This window comes from Marinobacterium rhizophilum DSM 18822 (assembly GCF_000378045.1).
Classification (GTDB): domain Bacteria; phylum Pseudomonadota; class Gammaproteobacteria; order Pseudomonadales; family Balneatricaceae; genus Marinobacterium_A; species Marinobacterium_A rhizophilum.
Window position 1 is genome coordinate 1 of sequence record NZ_KB899107.1, and the last position, 17,863, is coordinate 17,863.

Below are 17,863 nucleotides of genomic sequence, written 5' to 3' on the forward strand. Positions count from 1 at the left end.
CGAACAGGTTTTCACCACCCGAGCCCCGCGCGCAACAGCAGTTCGCCCGCTTTCAGGCGGTGCACACAAAGGAGTGAGTGACGGGCTTTTAAACCTGCGGGAGCCCGGTCTCCGGGCGAATTTGATCCGGCACCGCGGTTTTTTCGCTCGCGGAGCGAGCCCCTACTCCACCCAGGCGCGCTGCACCTGGCTCAGGTCCAGCTCCAGCATTGCGGGGATAGCGGCGTAGGTATCATCCTGCACCGAACAGGTTTTCACCACCCGAGCCCCGCGCGCAACAGCAGCTCGCCCGCTTTCAGGCGGCAAGCACAAAGGAGTGAGTGACAGGCCTTTAAGCCTGCGGGAGCCCGGCCTTCGGGCGAATTTGATCCGCCACCGCGGTTTGTTCGCTCGCGGAGCGAGCCCCTACTCCACCCAGGCGCGCTGCACCTGGCTCAGGTCCAGTTCCAGCGTCGTAGCATAGGTGTCATCCTGCACCGGGTAGGTTTTCACCACCCGAGCCCCGCGCACAATACCGGCCACCGCGGCACGAAAGCGATCGTTCTGCACGATCATGTCATTCACCTGGGTGGTGCCATACAGGTACTGCCCGTGTACCACGGCGGCCAATTCCTGATAGGCCCGCAACTTGGATGCCCGCATGGCCAGCAGCACACGATGCTGCTCGGTCTGACCGGGCTGCAGGCTGATGGGGGCATACCCTGTCGCCGTCACCCGCTCGGACGCCCGTATCGTGACTTCATCCAGCTCAGCACCGGGGGCCGTTCCTCCCTGCCAACCCTGTTGCAGCGAACCGCAAGCCGTCAGCAATAGACACGCGAAAGCCAACAGGCCCGATCTGAAATCTGTTTTCAAGTTCATTGCTGCAGCCCCAACGGTCCACGGCTATTCTCAATAATCATCCCCGCCTCCAGCGCCTGCAGCGCGTCATATCCAGGCAGAGCACCTTCCAGACGTGAATCCGGTACATGAGTCTGCCCACTCGCCAGTACCTGGCGTGTCGTGGTATCCAGTACCCGCGCATTCAGCACAATGCCATCCGGATAGCGAACATAAGTACCGGTCAAAACAAAATAAATGCGGTTGCGACTGAACAGCGCAGAAAGATTCTGTCGCGACAGCGGCGCCTTTTCAGTGGTCGTCAAACTAAGGGCGCGATAATCAATCAGGTTGTACTGCGCCTGCTGCATCTGATAGATAAAGTTTTCCGCCACACGTTCGCCCAGCAGATCGGTGGCTGTTTCGGCCGTATCACCGGCCAACTCGACAAAGGGCAATACCGCCATCGGCAGGCGTTTGACCCGATGCTCCTGCAAGCCGACCGACAACTGCCGCGCCATCTGCGCCACCGCCTCACTCATCGGATCGGCAAGCCCCTGCGACTTCAGAAAACTCAGAGGGGCACTGCCCTGTATCGCACCCGAGCCCACCACCCCTCCAGCACCCAGGCCTTGCAGCTGCACCACGGCGCCCTCACCAAAGGACTCTACCTGCACAGCCACGGGGGGGCGCTCCTGCACAGCACAGCCTGTTATCGCCAGCAACAGCACCACAGCCAGTCGTTTCATTGTTGTCATCCGTCCTTAAGTCCTCAGCCAGCAGCGGTACATTTGCAAGGCTCGTTCAAATTGCATACCTTTGCCCCAAGAGTATCGGCCCGAGAGCGCACATGTTTAGTTTTCTGTTACGCATTACAGGCTTGGCATTGCTGCTTTCCCTGGGCACCCAGGTCCAGGCCCAGTCCATGCAGGCCGAAGGGCGCGCCATTATCGTCGGCACCGATCTGGCCTCGGCGCGTCGCGCTGCCATCCAGGATGCCACTGAGCAGGCCGCCCTTCAGGCCGGCGCCTATATCAGCGTCAACCAGCAGATTACTGATGGAATCCTGGACATCGACAACCTGCACATGGCAGCCGTGGGCAAGGTACGCAACGTGCAGCTTCTGGATGAAAAGCGCCAGGGCAACTGGCTACTGGTGCGCATCAGTGCGGATGTCGATAGCACTCAGGGCTGCAGCAACGACAGCGCTCACCAGTACCGCAACAGCCTGGCCGTTACCGCCTTCACACTGCAACGGCCAAAGGATGCCAGCCTCGGCAGCCTCGGCAACATCGAACAGGCGCTGGCGTTGGATCTCAGCCAGGCACTGAACCTGAACCCCCGCCTGGATGCACTCAATGCTGGCAGCATTCGCCTTATCGATAATCCAAAGTCTGCACCTACGCGCCAGCTCGATAATGGCAGGCTGCAAACGTGGCTACCCCAGAGTGGGCAGCTGGGCCCACAATATATAATATCTGGCGTTGTGCGCGATCTATCGATGCAAAATTCTGCGGTGCATAGCGAACAGAACATTATCAAGCACTGGATCAACCGGGCGCAGCGCCAGGATGAACGCTACCTGCGCAACTTTGCATTCGACCTGTTCGTGCATGACGCCCTGTCCGGCGCACTGCTGCTCAGCCACCAGTATCAAACCCAGGGACTCTGGAATCTGCCCATGGAGCAGCGCACCGGCTTTGCCACCGCAGCCTTCTGGCAGCAGGACTACGGCCGCAAAACCCGGGACCTGCTCGACAAGGTAGCCCAGGAGCTGGGTGACGAACTGGCCTGCCTGCCCTTTCGCGCCCCCATATCCAGAGTGGACAATAACCGTATCTGGTTTGACGCCGGCACCAATGCCGGCATTGCCAAGGGCGACAGGCTCAGCCTGCTGCGACTTGACCGGCTGCACGGTAACAGCCTCGAGAACAGCAGTCAGACCCTGATTGTCGACGACGTACAGGCGCTGTCCGCCAGCGGCACCCTGGGCAACAACAGCGAAGTATTCAACATTCAGCGCGGCGACCTCGTCAGCAGCCAGTAAACCACGACAGAACTGTTCAGGTCGCTGAATATCGACAATAGGCCCGGCCGATTTTTTTCCCTATACTAGGCCGCTTTATCCACCCTTGGATCAGGATTGTAATCAAGATGCAACAGACAGAAATGTTCGCTTTGCTGGAACGCAAAATTGAGGAAATGCTGGAAGAAGTTGAGCTTCTGCGCATGGAAGTCACCGAACTGCGCGATGCGAAAGATGCGCTGGAAACAGAAAAGTCCGAATCGACGCGTCGCCTGCAGTCCCTGCTGGCGCGATTCGAAACCATTCAGGCCGAGCAGTCAGCAGCCTGAAGCATTCCTGTTGCGCGGCAGTTCCAGTTACTGCCGACAGCACGCAAAAGGGCCCGATCAAATGATCGGGCCCTTTTGATTATGAGCCGCGCAAAGAAGAAACAGCGAAATTTCAGCCAGACCGATTCGCCTGGCACAGCCCGCTCCCACCAATGACGCACCTGTACGTCATCGGTAAAGCCGCCAGTTAATCTATCAGCTCGCGGTACCGCGAATGTACACCTCAACGCGACGGTTCTGCGCGCGGCCTGCGGCCGAGCCATTATCCGCGACCGGGTAACGCGGGCCATACCCCTGTGTCGTCAGGCGCATCTGGGATACACCTCGGCTCGCCAGGTAGCTGGCTACACTGGCAGCACGCTGCTCTGACAGGCTCTGGTTGAATTCAAAAGAGCCGGTGCTATCGGTATAACCATTGACACCCACAGCGCTGTCCTTGAACTTGTTAAGCACCAAGGCAACATCGTCCAGCACGGGATAGAAGCCCGTATCGAGCTGAGCACTGCCCGTCTGGAAGGTAATATTACCGGGCATGATCAGACGGATATCATCGCCGACGCGCTCCACACCCACACCGGTACCGTCCAACTGCTGGCGCAGCTCCATCTCCTGTTTATCCATGTAGGCACCGACACCACCACCAACGGCACCGCCAACCAGGGCGCCGATGAGGGCACCTTTGCCACGATCCTTGCGACTGGACACCGCGGCGCCAAGCAGGGCACCACTGACGGCACCAATACCGGCACCTTTGGTCGCATTTGCTGTTTTTTCTTCGCGAGAATAAGGGTCAAGCGTCGTGCAACCCGCCAGCACACCTACCAACATCGTCGCTGTAACTACTTTTTTCATCATTGTGAATCCAACTCCAGCTGTTGCGCCCGATTGCGGGCGGCTCAAAGTCCATTCTAAACGTGCTGCATTAACGGGTACTGAAGCCTTGTCCGGCAATGCACCTTCACCATACACCTGCATGCACTTCCATAACCCCTTTAGCATAGGTTTTTTGTGCAGGCAGGCAACCGTCTGCCACAAGCTATTGACGACCTGCCAGGTTGCGCGGGGGGATTAGCGCTAGTCAGTCCGGCGAACAACCGATAAAATGTCATATCCTGATCCTGTCCTCTTTAAAATCCAGCGCTCGTTCTTACCGAGGAGTCCCCTTTGTCTCAGCTGCCTGTCATTGTCGGTTTTGGTGGTATCAATCCGGCTGGTCGAGCCTCATCACATCACGCCTATCGTCGCGTGATTCTTGACAAGCTCGATGCGAACAGTCGTCGACAGACGCTGCTGAGCCTCGCCACGCTGATGAATCTGGCCAGCTACAAGGATGATCAATACCTCAACGCCGACGGTGACGCCGTCACGCTGGATGATCTGCTGATAGAGGTGGGACAGCAAATCATCGATAACACCCTGATCCGGCGCATTCACCCTGACTGGTTCGATGTTGATGCCGTGATGTTCAACCGCCCCGCCGACATTCAGGCCGGTGATGAACCGCTGCGTTTTCAGCTGCGGACCCGCCATATGCCGCAGCAGGTGCCGGACAACTGGACCGTACGCCCACTGGGGCCAGGCCAGATGGAAGTGACCATCAGCGGGCGCTGTGAAGTCATTTTCCCCGATACCAAGACCGCCCAGGTACAGTCTGCCGGCATGCTGCCCACCGGGTTCGCGCCGGGCACGCTGTACCAGTCGCGCAATCATCCACGCGGCCTGCAGATGACCATTTTTTCCGCCTCGGATGCACTGCAGTCCAGTGGCGTCCCCTTTGAACGCATAGCAGCACGGGTTCGACCGGACCAGATAGGCGTCTATGCCAGCAACTCCATTGGTCAGCTCGATGACTTCGGTTTCGGCGGCCTGACCAAATTTCCATCCCTGGGCAAGCGCACGACGTCCAAGCAGATGCCGCTGGGCTACGCCCAGATGCCCGCCGACTTCGTCAATGCCTATGTACTGGGTAACGTCGGCGTCACCAGTGGTGCCCTGGGCGCCTGCGCCACCTTCCTCTACAACCTGCGCAATGCCGTCAACGATATTCGCAGCGGCGCCCGCAAAGTCGCTCTGGTCGGCGGCAGCGACGCGCCCGTCACACCGGAGATAATCGAAGGCTTTCGCGCCATGGGCGCCCTGGCCGAAGACAAGGACCTGCTGGCCCTGGACGGCCTCTCCCGCCTTAGTGATGACGACTACCGTCGCGCCTGCCGCCCCTTCGCCAACAACTGCGGCTTCACCATTGGTGAATCGAGCCAGTTTGTGCTGCTAATGAGTGATGACCTGGCACTGGAGATGGGCTGCCAGGTTTTTGGCTCGGTGCCGGATGTGTTCGTCAATGCCGACGGTTACAAGAAGTCCATTTCCGCTCCCGGTATCGGCAATTACCTGTGCCTGGGCAAGGCCGCCGGCATGGTGCGAACCCTGCTGGGTGACGAAGCCCTGCGCCAGCGCAGCTTTGTCCAGGCTCACGGCACAAGCACGCCGCAAAACCGCGTCACCGAATCCCATGTGCTGAACGAAATTGCCCGCGCCTTCGATATCGAATCCTGGCCGGTGACGGCGATCAAGTCCTACCTTGGTCACTCCCAGGGCACTGCCGGCGGCGACCAGCTAACGATGTCGCTGGGTACCTGGCAGTACGGCTATATTCCCGGCATTCAGACCACGCCGCACATCGCCGACGACGTTAACAGCAGCAACCTGCTGTTTTCGCACCAGCACCTGGAAGTTGGCTCCCAGGGCATGGATGCTGTGCTGCTCAACGCCAAGGGCTTTGGCGGCAATAACGCAAGCGCCCCGGTGCTTTCACCCACGGCCACCGAGCAGCTGCTGGAACGCCGCCACGGCGCCAAAGCGATGACCCGCTGGCGTCAGCAGCGCGAGGCTGCCCTTGTGGCGTCCGCCGCCTATGAGGATGCCGCCAGCAAGGGCCTGACCCGGCCGATCTACCGCTACGACAACGATGTGCTGGAGGGCAGCGATCTGCAATTCAGCAATTTTGAAGTGCGCCTGCCCGGCTACGAGCTACCGGTCAGCCTGATCGAAGACAACCCCTTCAAGGACATGTGCTGAGGCTCCTGCCCCGGCACAGCTATCACAGACAGGACACAGGAATCACCATGCGCCTCGTTACTCTCCTCGCCGCTGCCATGACCCTGAGCGGCTGCCTCGCACTTGAGACCAAGCAGGAAGATTTCTACACCCTGGACGCACGCTACCTGGAACTGTGCCGCGGTACCTCGGATAACTGTCTGGAACTGGCACTGGTCGCCCCCGGCATTTTCATGGCTGACCCCATCGAGGAAGCCTACGGGCAGGAGCTAACGCCCCCCAACTACCCGCTGAGCCTGGCAAAAATGATACTCAAGCCCGCCGATGCAAGCTACAGCGCCACGCCGGCGGATGAGAACGGCCGTTATTACATGCTGCCGATGAACGACAAAACCACCGTGGCCTGGGATACGCTCAACAGCATCCACGACTGGCTCTACCCCAACGAGAACAACTAACTCCCGGCCTCAGCCAACCGGCGCATTACATTCCAGCCCCAGCACCTCGCGTGCATTGTTACTGGTCTGGTGAGCAATACGTTCGGCCGTTTCGGCCCGCAACGTCGCCATGACCGCGAGCACGTCAGCCACGCGCTGCGGCCGGTTAGGCTCGGCGCGCCAGTCCGCCAGCGGCATATCCGGAGCATCGGTCTCCAGCACCAGGGCCTCGAGCGGCAAATTCGCCGCCAGATGCCGCAAGCGGGTTGCCCTGTCATAACTGATCGCCCCACCAAAACCCAGCTTGAACCCCAGATCCATATAGATACGCGCCTGCTGCTCACTGCCGGAAAAAGCATGCACAATGCCACCACGTGGCAACGCGAGCCGACGCAGCATCTTCAGCACTTGGTCATGGGCCTTGCGCACATGCAGCAGCACAGGCAAGTCGAACCGCCGGGCCAGCTGCAACTGCTGCTCCAGCAGCGCCTGCTGGGACTCTCTGTCGGCATTGGGAATAAAGAAATCCAGGCCGATCTCACCGACTGCCAGCGCCTCGCGCGCGGCGAGGCGCTGCTGAAGCAGAGCCAGATGTTCTGGAAAGTGATGGGCCATGAAGCAGGGATGCATTCCCAGGGCCGGGTACAGCTGTGGATAAAGCGCCGTGTCGGCGGCGGACTGATCGCGGCACAACTGCAGCAGCCTCGGCCAGTGCTGCGCCGTTACACCCGGCAGCAGAATCTGCCGAATGCCAACGCGACGGGCCTCAAGCAGCGCCTGGTCCCGCCAGCCATCAAAGGCCTCAAAATCCAGGTGACAATGACTGTCAAACAGATCCGGTTCGGACGCCATCACAGACCCTCACGACTGGAATCACAGCGCGACCCCTCTCGAATTAGAGCGCCCAAAGAGCTCAGGCACGGCTAGCCGACATCAGTGTTCGCGTGTTGCCCTGAAGGCGATATCCGGCCAGCGCTCCTGCGTCAAACTCAGGTTGACGCGTGTCGGTGCCAGATAGGTCAGCAGGCCGCCGCCATCAATCGCCAGGTTTTCGTAACCCTTGCGACGGAACTCCTCAAGCATCTTGTTATCCTTGCATTCAACCCAGCGGGCTGTCTGCACACTGACGCCTTCATAGACGCAGTCGACCTTGTATTCGTCCAGCAGACGGTACACCACCACATCAAACTGCAGCTGACCAACGGCCCCCAGCACCAGGTCGTTATTCTTCAGCGGCTGAAACAGCTGTACCGCCCCCTCTTCCGACAGCTGCTGCAGGCCTTTCTGCAGCTGCTTCATCTTCATCGGATCCTTGGGCCGCACACGGCGGAACATTTCCGGCGCGAAGTGCGGAATACCGGTAAATTTCAGATCTTCGCCGGCGGTAAAGGTATCGCCAATCTGAATGGTGCCGTGGTTGTGCAGGCCAATAATGTCGCCCGACCAGGCTTCTTCAACATTCTCGCGATCACCGGCCAGGAAGGTCACCGCATCGGCGATTTTCACATCCTTGCCGATACGGGTATGGCGCATCTTCATACCCCGTTCGTACTTGCCCGAACACACGCGCATGAAGGCGATACGGTCGCGGTGCTTGGGATCCATATTGGCCTGGATCTTGAACACGAAGCCGCTGAAGTTTTCTTCGTTTGCTTCCACCGGACGGCTCTGCGTCTGGCGGACAGCGGGCGCAGGCGCCCACTCGACGAAGTCGTTGAGCATTTCCCGCACGCCGAAGTTGCTCAGGGCGGTACCGAAGTACACCGGCGTCAGCTTGCCCGCAATGAAGGCTTCCTGATTCCACTGATGCGTCGCACCGCGTACCAGCTCCATTTCCTCGACAAAATCGTCATAGATATCGTCAAGCAGCTCGCGTGCCTGGGGTGAATCGATTCCTTGAATACGGATGTCATCGGACAGTACCGACCCCTTGCCAGGTTCGAAGACATGGATTTCATCGGTGTAGAGGTTATAGACGCCCTTGAATTCCTTGCCCATGCCGATCGGCCAGGTAATGGGGGCCGCTTCGATGCTCAGCACCTCTTCGATTTCGTCCAGCAGCTCAATGGGATCGCGGATATCGCGGTCGAGCTTGTTGACGAAGGAAAAGATCGGCGTATCCCGCAGACGACATACTTCCATCAGCTTGATGGTGCGGTCCTCGACACCCTTGGCGCCATCCACCACCATCAGTGCCGAATCCACCGCCGTCAGGGTACGGTAGGTATCTTCCGAAAAGTCCTCGTGTCCCGGCGTATCCAGCAGGTTGACGGTACGGCCGTTATACGGGAACTGCATCACCGAGGAGGTGATCGAGATACCACGTTCCTGCTCCATGGTCATCCAGTCGGAGGTCGCATGGCGGTCGCTTTTCTTGCCCTTTACAGTACCGGCCTTCTGGATCAGCTGTCCCAATAGCAGCAGCTTCTCTGTGATGGTGGTCTTGCCGGCGTCGGGGTGGGAAATGATCGCGAAAGTCCGTCTTTGCGAGACTTCCTTCTGAACGGGGGAGCTGGACATCAATAATTATCTTCTGGTCAGTACAAGAATGGCCACAGCGTGCCGGCCCTGGTGTCGATGGGTTACGGCCTGGGCATCCTGGGCGGTGGTCGGGAATTGCACCCATTTTCCCCGATCCTGAGCGGATACACAATCAATGCACGCCCTGAAGCATCGTTTGCCCTGCCGACTCAGGGAAACAGGATGAATTCCCTTCGGCAGACAGCCCAGACTGTCCTCTGGATCCAAAATGGACCCCGCACAAGACAACGCTCTCAAGGAACACCGCCGTAACCTTTACCGTGACACCAGACCGCATCTCAGCATGACCAGTACCGCATCGACAATCACCGGCGCATCCGCCTGCATGTCCACTTTCTTTTCGCTATCCATCCAGTTGGCGATCAGGCCATCCATCATGGATTGCAGCATAAAGGCTGCCAGATCGACTGGCAGGTCCGCCGGCAATTGGCCGCGGCTAACCCCGTTTGCGAGCATGCGTTCCATGCGCGACCGAAACTGCCCGTGCATGAGCTGCATGTGCTCACCAATTTCTCGCAGGTCACCTTCCAGCTCATTGCGATTAATCATCAGGCGAAAGATCTGCCGGTGCACCGAATTACTGACCACCGTCTGCAGCAGCAGCACCAATAGATCGCGCAGTTTTTCAACAGGCTCCTGCTCCTCGGGGTTCTCGCTGCTATCAGCCAACTCCTCCAGCGGGTTGCGCAACTGCGCCCACAAGGCCTCGAAAAGCTCCGCCTTGTTCTTGAAATGCCAGTAGAAGGCACCACGGGTAACCCCCGCAGCCGCCGCGATGTCCGACAACGTAGTGCGGGCAATGCCTTTTTCACAAAACTGCTCCAGCGCCGCAGTAATCAGACTGTTACGGGTCTCCAGCGCTTCTTCTTTTGTGCGACGCACCATAATATTTTTCCGCCACCTGATAATTTACATACATACATGTTTGTATGTATCATACGCATCTATTCACTGACTGCCAATCCGCTGCCAACGCAAAACCTGCGATTCGGCAGTTCAACCAAACAGGGTGCCCTATGCTAAACACTCCAATCCGCCGTACGCTGACCGTTGCTGTACTGGCCTGCACCCTGCTGGCCGGCTGCGACAGTTCAGAAACCGCCAACGCAAACATGGGCGCACCCATGCCCACTGAAGTTGACGTGGTAACACTTAACAGCCAACCGGTCAGCCTGACCACCGAGCTGTCCGGTCGCACCAGCGCCTACCGTATCGCCGAGGTTCGACCCCAGGTCAGCGGCATTATCCGTGAGCGCCTGTTCTCGGAGGGCTCGGACGTCAAGGCCGGGCAGGTGCTCTACCGCATAGACCCCGCCAGCTACAAGGCCGAAGTGGCCATAGCAGACGCCGCTCTGGCCAAGGCACGCGCCGCTGAAAGCAGCGCCCGCCTCAAGGCCCAGCGCTATGCAGAGCTGGTCAAGGTGAATGCGATCAGCACCCAGGATCACGACGATGCCCAGGCGAGCCTGAAGCAGCAGCAAGCCGAAATTGCCTCTGCCCAGGCACAACTGGATGCCGCCCGCATCAACCTGGCCTACACAGAGATCAAAGCCCCCATCGACGGTCGCATTGGCAAATCCGCCATTACCGAAGGTGCTCTGGTCACCGCCGAGCAGAGCACGGCCCTGGCCAGCATTCAGCAACTTAACCCGCTCTATGTCGACATGCGCCAATCCACCACAGAGTTACTGCGTCTCAAACGCAGCCTCGCCGATGGCAGCCTGGTTACAGTGGCCGACAACAAGGCGGAAATCACCCTGCTGCTGGAAGATGGCTCCGCCTACGAACAGAAGGGCCTGCTGCAATTCGCCGACGTCAGCGTCGATGAAAGTACCGGCATGGTGAACCTGCGTGCCGAAGTACCCAACCCCAACCAGTTCCTGTTACCCGGAATGTTTGTACGTGGCGAGGTGACTGAAGGCGAACGCCCGAAGGGGCTGCTTGTACCACAGGTAGCCGTCACTCGCACACCCAATGGCCGCGCAACGGTGATGACGGTGGATGCCGAAAACACCGTAGCGCTGCGTGATATCAGCATAAGCCGTGCAATCGATGACCAGTGGCTGGTCGAATCCGGCCTTGAAGACGGTGTGCGCGTCATCACTGCGGGAATCCAGAAGGTCCGCCCGGGCATGACCGTGCGAATCAGTGCCCAGAACACGCCACAAGAGATGCCCCAGAACAATGCGCCGGCCACCCCCGCCGCCGACCAGCACTAACCAGGAGCGCGCCTGAATGGCCAGATTTTTTATAGACCGCCCTATCTTTGCCTGGGTCATTGCTATCGTCATCATGCTGGCGGGAGCTCTGTCGATCCTGACACTGCCTGTCGCCCAGTACCCGACCATTGCCCCGCCGACGGTCAAGATCACTGCCAGCTATCCTGGTGCCTCTTCGCAGGCGGTGGAAAACTCGGTCACACAGGTGATCGAACAGAACATGACCGGGCTGGACAACCTGAGCTACATGTCAGCCCAGAGCGATTCCACCGGTAACGCCACCATTACCCTGACCTTCGCCAGCGGTACCGATCCCGATACGGCGCAGGTGCAGGTGCAGAACAAGCTGCAGCTGGCCACCCCGCAATTGCCCCAGGTTGTGCAGGCACAGGGCATCAAGGTCGCCAAGTCCTCCACCGGCTTCCTGATGGTGGCCTCGCTGATTTCAAAAGATGGCAGCATGAACAGCCAGGATCTGGGTGATTACATGACGGCCACGCTGCGCGAGCCCCTGAGCCGCATCGAAGGTGTAGGCGATGTCACGGTCTTTGGCAGCCAGTACGCCATGCGCATCTGGCTGGACCCCAACAAGCTCAACAGCTACAGCCTGACGCCACAGGATGTGCGCGACGCGGTTCAGTCGCAGAACAGTCAGGTCGCCATTGGCGAGCTTGGTGGCCTGCCGGCGGTTGAAGGACAGCAGTTCAGCGCCACCCTCATGGGCCAGGCACGCAAAAACACCGTCGAGGAGTTCAACAACCTGTTGATGCGCGTTAACGCCGATGGCTCGAGAATCTATCTCAAAGACGTAGCACGGGTTGAGCTGTCCGGCCAAAGCTACGGTACCGAGGCCTACTACAATGGTCAGCCTACCGCCGCCGTTGCGATTCAGCTCGCCACGGGCGGCAATGCCCTGGATACCGCCCAGGCGGTGCGGGAAAAACTCGCCGACCTCTCCGAGTTTTTCCCCAGCGAAATGGCCGTGGTTTACCCCTATGACACCACGCCCTTCGTAAAGATCTCTATCCAGGAGGTCGTCCAGACGCTGTTCGAGGCCATCCTGCTGGTGTTCCTCGTCATGTACCTGTTCCTGCAGAACTTTCGCGCCACCCTGATACCCACCATTGCGGTCCCCATCGTACTGCTGGGCACGTTCGGCGTCATGGCGGTCTTTGGCTTCTCGATCAATACCCTGACCATGTTCGGCATGGTGCTGGCCATCGGCCTGCTGGTGGATGATGCCATCGTGGTGGTGGAGAACGTCGAGCGCATCATGGCGCAGGAAGGCCTGTCGCCCCGTGATGCCACGCGCAAGTCAATGGGACAGATTACCGGCGCCCTGGTCGGCATTGCCCTGGTGCTGTCGGCCGTGTTTGTACCCATGGCCTTTTTTGGCGGCGCCACCGGCGCCATCTATCGCCAGTTCTCACTGACGATCGTCTCTGCCATGGCCCTGTCGGTACTTGTCGCCATGGTACTGACGCCTGCGCTGTGCGCTACCCTGCTCAAACCGGTCGATGGCCATGCTCACAACAACAAGCGGGGCTTTTTCGGCTGGTTCAACCGAGTTTTCGATCGCGGCACCGAGGGCTATGTGGGCGGGGTTCGACGCATCGTCAAGCAGGGCACCCGCTACGGCGTGCTGTACCTGGGACTGCTTGCAGTGCTGGCTGTACTCTTCGTGCGCCTGCCCAGCTCCTTTTTGCCCGACGAAGACCAGGGTGTGTTTTTCAGCCTGGTCCAGTTGCCGGCAGGTGCCTCCATGGAGCGTACCAAGGCGGTCCTCGACAAAACCCGTGTCCACCTGCTGGAAGCAGAAAAAGACAATATCGAATCAGTGCTCACGGTGGCGGGCTTCAGTTTTGCCGGCAGCGGCCAGAACGCCGGTATTGTCTTCGTCAAGCTCAAGGACTGGGACCTGCGCAAAGCCCCCGGGCGTGATGCCAATTCCATTATCGGTCGTACCATGGGCTTTTTAATGGGCATCAAGGAGGCCAATGCCTTCGCCTTCAACCTGCCGCCGATTCCGGAACTGGGCACGGCAAGTGGCTTTGACTTCTACCTGCAGGATCGCGCCAATCTGGGCCACGAACGTCTGGTTGAGATTCGCAATCAATTGCTCGGCATGGCGGCTCAGGAACCGACCCTTACCGGCGTAAGGCCCAACGGCATGAATGATACCGCCCAGTTTGAGGTCAAGATCGATTATGACAAGGTCCTCGCCCAGGATCTCAGTATCGACGATATCAACGATGCGTTATCCATTGCCTGGGGCTCGTCCTATATCGACGACTTTATCGATCGGGGCCGCGTGAAGAAGGTCTATCTGCAGGCAGACGCCCCCTTTCGCATGACGCCGGAGGACCTCAACCTGTGGCATGTGCGCAACAACAACGGCGACATGGTGCCCTTTTCAGCGTTTGCCCGTACGCAGTGGAGCTACGGATCGCCGCGCCTGGAGCGCTACAACGGCGCACCGGCCATCAACATTGTCGGTCAGGCGGCGCCGGGCATGAGCACCGGTGATGCCATGAATACCATCGAGCGTCTGGTGCAACAGCTGCCAGCCGGTGTCGGTATCGAATGGACCGGCCTGTCGCTGCAGGAGCGCATGGCGGGCGACCAGGCGCCTGCGCTCTATGCGCTGTCGATCCTGATCGTGTTCCTCTGCCTGGCAGCCCTCTATGAAAGCTGGACCATCCCGTTTTCGGTCATCATGGTCGTCCCCCTCGGTGTACTGGGGGCCGTGGTGGCAGCGATTGTGTATGGCTTGTCCAACGACGTCTACTTCCAGGTCGCCCTGCTGACCACCATCGGACTCTCGGCCAAGAACGCCATTCTGATCGTGGAGTTTGCCAAGCACCTGCACGATCAGGGCAGTTCTCTGGTTGATGCAGTCATCGAGGCCGGCCGCATGCGACTGCGCCCGATCCTGATGACATCGCTGGCGTTCATTCTCGGCGTTCTGCCCCTGGCCATCAGTACGGGCGCCGGTGCCGGCAGTCGTAACGCCATCGGTATCGGCGTCATGGGGGGCATGATCAGCGCAACCGTGCTGGCCATCTTCTTCGTGCCCCTGTTCTATGTTGCGGTCATGCGCCTGGCGGGACGCCGCACCGCACAGGCCGTCACCGCCACCGAGGTCAGCGTGCATGATTAATCGACTGCTAAGCCTCGGCGCCTGCACGCTGTTACTCAGCGCCTGCTCACTGGCGCCACCGTATCAGCAACCGGCCACACCCGAGGGGCCTGCATGGGAAGCGCCATCCAGCCCGGCAGAGCTGCCGCAGCGCCAGGCCGTGTTTTCCGACCCGGCGCTGCAGCGCCTGATCAGCCTCGCGCTGGAGAACAACCGCGACCTGCGCCTGGCCGCCCTTAACGTGCAGGCCTTCGAGGCCCAATATCGCATCAGCCGCGCAGCCCTGGTGCCAACGCTGGATGCCAGCCTGTCGGGATCGCGCCAGCGCCTGCCGGCAGATGTCTCCGGTACCGGTGTTACAGGCATTAGCAGCCAGTACAGCGCGGGTATCGGTCTTACGGCCTACGAACTGGACTTTTTTGGCCGCATTCGCGGCCTCAGGGATCAGGCGCTGGAGCAATACCTGGCCCAGCAGGAAAGCCGTCGCAGCGTCCAGATTGGACTGGTGTCATCGGTCGCCTCGGCCTACCTGACCCTGGTGGCCGACCGGGATCTGCTTGAGCTGAGCAACTCCACCCTCGCAAGCGAACAGCAGAGCCTTGACCTCATCGAGCACAAGCGTCGCCTTGGGGTGTCCTCTGAACTGGAGCTGGCCCAGAGTCGCATCACGGTCGAATCCGCCCGCGCCAGCCAGGCACTGTACCAGCGCCAGGTCACACTGGATCTCAATGCGCTGCAGCAGCTGCTCGGTACCCGCGTGCCCGACGACCTGGCCCTGCCCGCGAGCCTGACCGATGTGAAAATCGCCGCTACGCCGGCGCTGGCACCATCGCAACTGCTGCAGCAACGGCCCGACATCCTGGCCGCCGAACATCAGCTGCGTGCGGCCAATGCCAACATCGGTGCTGCCCGGGCGGCACTGTTTCCAAGCATCAGCCTGACGTCAAGTGCCGGCACTCTGAGCCCGGACCTTGGCGGTCTCTTTACCGGCGGTTCCGGCACCTGGCTGCTGGCACCGGCACTGAACCTGCCGCTTTTCGATGGCGGTCAGCGCAGCGCCAATGTCGAGGTCGCCCGAACCGAGCAGGAAATCGCGGTGGTGACCTATCAGCAGACCGTTGAAACGGCCTTTCGCGAAGTCGCCGACAGCCTCAATACCCAGCAGCAGTTTGACCACCAGCTCGCGGCCCAGGCCGCCCAGGTCGCGGCGAACGAGCGCTACCTGCAACTGGCCGATCAGCGCTTTGGACAGGGCGTGGACAGCTACCTGACCCGCCTTGATGCCCAGCGTTCGCTGTTCAGTGCCCGCCAGCAGCTGGTCAGCACGCGCCTGGCCGAACTGAACAACCGTATCAGCCTCTACAAGGCGCTGGGCGGCAGCTGAGCGGCTCCTCCCGGTGGTTCATCGACCTGCCCCCGTCGCCATAACACCCAGGCGCGGGGGCGAGTATAATGCACGCCAATTATTTCCATCCGGAATCTGCTCACCGTGCACGGCAATCGCCAACAACTGCTGCAACTGACCTACCTGCGAACCCTGGCCCTGTTCGGGCTGGGGGCCCTGCTGCTATATGCCGTCTACCAGCTGGACGCCAAACTGCAGAGCTGGCAGGCGGTCGCGCCCCTGTTGGCCATGGCCCTCGTCAATGCCGCGACCTATGCCCGGCTACATTCGCGAGTGCCGGTGACCAATCCCGAATTGTTTGCCCAGCTGACCGCCGATGCCGTCCTCTATGGCGCCCTGTTCTACCAGACGGGTGGTGCCAGCAACCCCTTCATTTTCATGCTGCTGGTGCCGCTGGTCATCGCCGCCACGACGCTGCCCTGGCGTTACACCTGGCTGATGGCCGCTCTCATCGTGGCCATCTATGGCTCGCTGATGCAGTTCTTCATGCCCATCTGGCCGACACACGACGCGCATCAAAGCCCCACCGAGGCACTGCTTAACCTGCACATCACCGGCATGTGGCTTAACTTCCTGCTCACCGTGCTGCTGATCGGCTGGTTTGTGGCCCGCATGCATGAAAACATGCTGCATCAGCAGCAACGGCTGGAGCTCCAGCGCCAGAAACGCATCGAAGATCAGCAGCTGCTGGCACTGGCGACACATGCCGCCGGCACCGCCCATGAGCTGGGTACTCCGCTGGCTACGATGCAGGTACTGCTGCACGAGATGGCACTGGAGCACCATGGTGCTCCGCAGCTGCTGGAGGATATTCAGCTGCTGCAGCAGCAGGTCGACAGTTGCTCGCAAAGCCTGCGCAGCCTGGCGCATTCGGTGCGGGACGAACAGAACAGCGCCCGACAGCAAGGCGTCGACAGCCTGCTTGACGAAGTGCTGGAGCAATGGCAACTGATGCGCCCGCAGGTCACCTGTTCGCTGCACGTCGATGCCGGGGAGGCGCCGGTGCTACTGTGTTCGGTATCGCTACGCCAGGCGCTGCTCAACCTGCTGAATAATGCCGCCGATGCCTGCCCGGACAACATCGCCATTACCCTGAGCTGGGATAGCAGCAACTGCTGGCTGCGCATCCGCGATCATGGCCCCGGCCTGCCGCTGGAGCACAGCGAGGATCTGGGCAAGCCATTCGTCACGACAAAAGGCCGCGGGCTCGGCATCGGCCTGTTTCTAACCACCAGCACCCTGGCCAGCATTGACGGCGAGGTGCGGCTGTACAACCATCCACAGGGCGGCACCCTGACCGAAGTCCGGCTGCCCCGCAAACCCACTGACAGGCAGCCCGATGAGCACGCTTGAGCACCCGCATTTCCTTATCGTGGACGATGACCCCACCTTTAGCCGCATTCTTGCCCGCGCGATGACCCAGCGCGGCTACGAGGTGCAGGTTGCACAGAATGTTGAGCAGGCGCTGCAGCTGCTGGAAACACAACTGCCGGATCAGGTCACTGTCGATCTGAAAATGGAGGGCGCTTCGGGTCTGACACTGATTCCGCACCTGCGCGCCGCCAGTCCTGATATGCGAATACTGGTACTGACCGGCTATGCCAGCATCAGCACCGCGGTCGAAGCCATCAAGCTCGGCGCCAGCAATTACCTGCCAAAGCCCGCCAATGCCGACCAGATACTGGCCGCCCTGGCACAGCAGGATGCCGACCCCGAACGCGAGATCGATACCCAGCCCATGTCGGTTAACCGGCTGGAATGGGAACACATTCAGAAGGTACTGGGCGAACATCAAGGCAACATATCGGCCACGGCCCGGGCCCTGGGCATGCACCGGCGCACGCTGCAGCGCAAGCTGCTCAAGCGTCCGGTCAGCCGTTAGCCCGCAAGAGTT

The 17,863-nt window shown here is 60.1% G+C and carries 15 protein-coding genes; 9 read left to right on the forward strand and 6 right to left on the reverse strand.

The window, feature by feature from the left end; all coding sequences use genetic code 11:
- Positions 1–405: 405 nt before the first annotated feature.
- Both F451_RS0118140 and F451_RS0118145 read right to left on the reverse strand, forming a co-directional pair.
- Positions 406–861 (reverse strand): LPP20 family lipoprotein, encoded by a 456-nt coding sequence (locus tag F451_RS0118140; protein ID WP_020682830.1) that lies wholly within the window; start codon positions 859–861, stop codon positions 406–408.
- Complete coding sequence (locus F451_RS0118145; protein WP_020682831.1) at positions 858–1,568, reverse strand: FlgO family outer membrane protein; 711 nt, start codon at positions 1,566–1,568, stop codon at positions 858–860. The genes F451_RS0118140 and F451_RS0118145 overlap by 4 nt, the downstream gene beginning before the upstream one ends.
- Positions 1,569–1,669: 101 nt before the next feature.
- Between F451_RS0118145 and F451_RS0118150 the strand changes: the two genes are divergently transcribed.
- Both F451_RS0118150 and F451_RS0118155 read left to right on the forward strand, forming a co-directional pair.
- Entirely contained in the window at positions 1,670–2,866 is a 1,197-nt protein-coding gene (locus F451_RS0118150; RefSeq protein ID WP_020682832.1) for a flagellar assembly protein T N-terminal domain-containing protein, read from the forward strand.
- Positions 2,867–2,973: 107 nt separating this feature from the next.
- Positions 2,974–3,174 carry a hypothetical protein gene (locus tag F451_RS0118155; RefSeq protein WP_020682833.1) on the forward strand — a complete coding sequence of 67 codons (201 nt, stop codon included), beginning with the start codon at positions 2,974–2,976 and terminating at the stop codon, positions 3,172–3,174.
- 195 nt (positions 3,175–3,369) lie between these two features.
- Here F451_RS0118155 and F451_RS0118160 read toward each other — a convergent pair whose 3' ends face one another.
- Entirely contained in the window at positions 3,370–4,026 is a 657-nt protein-coding gene (locus tag F451_RS0118160) for a YiaD family glycine zipper/OmpA-like lipoprotein (protein WP_026291873.1), read from the reverse strand.
- A gap of 312 nt (positions 4,027–4,338) precedes the next feature.
- On the opposite strand from F451_RS0118160, the gene F451_RS0118165 reads away from it, so the two are divergent.
- Positions 4,339–6,249, forward strand: coding sequence for a beta-ketoacyl synthase (locus tag F451_RS0118165; RefSeq protein ID WP_020682835.1), 1,911 nt, complete (start codon positions 4,339–4,341; stop codon positions 6,247–6,249).
- Positions 6,250–6,296: 47 nt separating this feature from the next.
- Positions 6,297–6,686: a hypothetical protein gene (locus tag F451_RS0118170; RefSeq protein ID WP_020682836.1), complete on the forward strand. Its 390-nt coding sequence runs from the start codon at positions 6,297–6,299 to the stop codon at positions 6,684–6,686.
- A gap of 9 nt (positions 6,687–6,695) precedes the next feature.
- On the opposite strand, the gene F451_RS0118175 is transcribed toward F451_RS0118170, so the two are convergent.
- The 3 genes from F451_RS0118175 to F451_RS0118185 all read right to left on the reverse strand — a co-directional run bounded on the left by F451_RS0118175 (position 6,696) and on the right by F451_RS0118185 (position 10,091).
- The gene (locus F451_RS0118175; RefSeq protein WP_020682837.1) at positions 6,696–7,517 is read right to left on the reverse strand and encodes a TatD family hydrolase; all 822 of its coding nucleotides are present in this window, start codon (positions 7,515–7,517) and stop codon (positions 6,696–6,698) included.
- An 81-nt stretch (positions 7,518–7,598) separates the two neighbouring features.
- Entirely contained in the window at positions 7,599–9,185 is a 1,587-nt protein-coding gene (locus tag F451_RS0118180) for a peptide chain release factor 3 (protein ID WP_020682838.1), read from the reverse strand.
- A gap of 276 nt (positions 9,186–9,461) precedes the next feature.
- Complete coding sequence (locus F451_RS0118185) at positions 9,462–10,091, reverse strand: TetR family transcriptional regulator (protein WP_020682839.1); 630 nt, start codon at positions 10,089–10,091, stop codon at positions 9,462–9,464.
- Positions 10,092–10,222: 131 nt separating this feature from the next.
- Here F451_RS0118185 and F451_RS0118190 point away from each other — a divergent pair, with 131 nt between their 5' ends.
- From F451_RS0118190 to F451_RS0118210, 5 genes are all read left to right on the forward strand, one after another.
- A complete protein-coding gene (locus F451_RS0118190; protein WP_020682840.1) occupies positions 10,223–11,425 on the forward strand; it encodes an efflux RND transporter periplasmic adaptor subunit in 1,203 nt (400 codons plus the stop codon).
- A gap of 16 nt (positions 11,426–11,441) precedes the next feature.
- Positions 11,442–14,585 carry an efflux RND transporter permease subunit gene (locus F451_RS0118195; protein WP_020682841.1) on the forward strand — a complete coding sequence of 1,048 codons (3,144 nt, stop codon included), beginning with the start codon at positions 11,442–11,444 and terminating at the stop codon, positions 14,583–14,585.
- Complete coding sequence (locus F451_RS25990) at positions 14,578–15,948, forward strand: efflux transporter outer membrane subunit (protein WP_020682842.1); 1,371 nt, start codon at positions 14,578–14,580, stop codon at positions 15,946–15,948. The genes F451_RS0118195 and F451_RS25990 overlap by 8 nt, the downstream gene beginning before the upstream one ends.
- A gap of 105 nt (positions 15,949–16,053) precedes the next feature.
- On the forward strand, positions 16,054–17,322 hold the full coding sequence (locus F451_RS0118205; RefSeq protein ID WP_020682843.1) for an ATP-binding protein: 1,269 nt from the start codon (positions 16,054–16,056) through the stop codon (positions 17,320–17,322).
- Complete coding sequence (locus F451_RS0118210; protein ID WP_020682844.1) at positions 17,309–17,851, forward strand: response regulator transcription factor; 543 nt, start codon at positions 17,309–17,311, stop codon at positions 17,849–17,851. Before F451_RS0118205 ends, F451_RS0118210 begins: the two co-directional genes overlap by 14 nt.
- Positions 17,852–17,863: the final 12 nt, after the last annotated feature.

Excerpts from the sequence above, each read along its gene's own strand:
- F451_RS0118140 (WP_020682830.1), bottom strand. The coding sequence starts at position 861 with ATGAACTTGAAAACAGATTTCAGATCGGGCCTGTTGGCTTTCGCGTGT.
- F451_RS0118145 (WP_020682831.1), bottom strand. The coding sequence starts at position 1,568 with ATGAAACGACTGGCTGTGGTGCTGTTGCTGGCGATAACAGGCTGTGCT.
- F451_RS0118150 (WP_020682832.1), top strand. The coding sequence starts at position 1,670 with ATGTTTAGTTTTCTGTTACGCATTACAGGCTTGGCATTGCTGCTTTCC.
- F451_RS0118155 (WP_020682833.1), top strand. The coding sequence starts at position 2,974 with ATGCAACAGACAGAAATGTTCGCTTTGCTGGAACGCAAAATTGAGGAA.
- F451_RS0118160 (WP_026291873.1), bottom strand. The coding sequence starts at position 4,026 with ATGAAAAAAGTAGTTACAGCGACGATGTTGGTAGGTGTGCTGGCGGGT.
- F451_RS0118170 (WP_020682836.1), top strand. The coding sequence starts at position 6,297 with ATGCGCCTCGTTACTCTCCTCGCCGCTGCCATGACCCTGAGCGGCTGC.
- F451_RS0118175 (WP_020682837.1), bottom strand. The coding sequence starts at position 7,517 with ATGGCGTCCGAACCGGATCTGTTTGACAGTCATTGTCACCTGGATTTT.
- F451_RS0118180 (WP_020682838.1), bottom strand. The coding sequence starts at position 9,185 with ATGTCCAGCTCCCCCGTTCAGAAGGAAGTCTCGCAAAGACGGACTTTC.
- F451_RS0118185 (WP_020682839.1), bottom strand. The coding sequence starts at position 10,091 with ATGGTGCGTCGCACAAAAGAAGAAGCGCTGGAGACCCGTAACAGTCTG.
- F451_RS0118190 (WP_020682840.1), top strand. The coding sequence starts at position 10,223 with ATGCTAAACACTCCAATCCGCCGTACGCTGACCGTTGCTGTACTGGCC.
- F451_RS0118195 (WP_020682841.1), top strand. The coding sequence starts at position 11,442 with ATGGCCAGATTTTTTATAGACCGCCCTATCTTTGCCTGGGTCATTGCT.
- F451_RS25990 (WP_020682842.1), top strand. The coding sequence starts at position 14,578 with ATGATTAATCGACTGCTAAGCCTCGGCGCCTGCACGCTGTTACTCAGC.
- F451_RS0118210 (WP_020682844.1), top strand. The coding sequence starts at position 17,309 with ATGAGCACGCTTGAGCACCCGCATTTCCTTATCGTGGACGATGACCCC.